The 1,149-nt window shown below is 41.7% G+C and carries 1 protein-coding gene; it reads left to right on the top strand.

The annotated features are described in order from the left end of the window. Window positions 1-71: 71 nt before the first annotated feature. A complete protein-coding gene (locus QUB63_RS34950) occupies window positions 72-995 on the top strand; it encodes a transposase family protein (RefSeq protein ID WP_332949973.1) in 924 nt (307 codons plus the stop codon). Window positions 996-1,149: the final 154 nt, after the last annotated feature.

The raw sequence follows: 1,149 nt of genomic DNA, 5'->3' as shown, positions 1-1,149 counted from the left end.
AATAGACATCTCCGAAAAATAAAATAAAGAGTAGGGAGAGATGGTAAAATAGATTTTTTTCGGGGCTGAGCATGAGTTCGCTACTAGAATACATCACTAAAAATCCACAACAGGCTAAACGGCTAATAGGAGTTGACTACGAACAACTGCAACAGCTAATAACCCAAGCAGCCGCTTTAGAGGAAAAAAAGCAGGCTGTGCATGAAGACGCAAAAATTAGGATAATTAACAAAGGCGGTGGCAGAAAGCCAAAGCTTTCCGTGAGGGAGCAAATCTTGCTAACTTTAGTCTACCTCCATCACCTGCCAACGTTTCAAATGTTGGGTGTGCAATTCGGGGTGAGTGAATCGACAGCGCACAGTCTGTTTCATTACTGGTCAGAAATCTTACGAGAATTGTTACCAGCGAGTTTATTAGAACAAGTAAAAAAAAACGACGGAGACTGGGAATGGGTCAAGGAAATGCTGAAGGAATGGGAGTTAGTGGTAGATAGCTCAGAACAAGTCAGGGAAAGACCTAGAGACTATGAAGAGCAGAAAAAGTGCTACTCAGGAAAGAAGAAAAATCCTACGCGAAAAAATCAGTTGATTGTCCTACCAAATACAAGAGAGATAGTCGATGTTATAGTGGGGAAACCGGGACCAAATAGCGATATTAATCTCTTTAGAGAGCGACGGTCAGAATTTGCGGTTGGGCAAAGGTTTCTCGGAGACAAAGGTTATGTAGGAGAGGAGCAGATTAAGACTCCCCACAAAAAACCGAAGAAGCAGGAATTAACCGCCGACCTGAAAGAAGAAAATAAAAAATTATCAAAGCAACGAATTGTTGTTGAACATATGATTAGATTACTCAAAGTATTCCGAGTAGCCGCTGAGAGGTTTCGGCTAAGCTCCTCCCGATATGAGCAGGTAATTTTGACAATTTGCGGGTTAGTCAGGTTGCGAGTGGGAGCCTTAATACTGCCACAATTAAAACCAGAAGACAGTGGGGTCTAAATTGCAGTGCTACCCTATCTAGATTTGGGTTCTAAATTAACTGGAACTAGCTCAAAGCCTGATTAACCCGTGTTAGAAGGTAGAGATTTTTGAGAAGTTATAATTCGCAAAGCCTTTCCCAGATAAGCTTTGCGAGTTTTGGGAGATGTCTAAT

This window comes from Microcoleus sp. ARI1-B5, from assembly GCF_036705795.1.
GTDB lineage: Bacteria > Cyanobacteriota > Cyanobacteriia > Cyanobacteriales > Microcoleaceae > Microcoleus.
This window is presented reverse-complemented; position numbering and strand designations above follow the sequence as displayed.

Coding starts and splice junctions, on each gene's coding strand:
- QUB63_RS34950 (WP_332949973.1), top strand. CDS start 72: ATGAGTTCGCTACTAGAATACATCACTAAAAATCCACAACAGGCTAAA.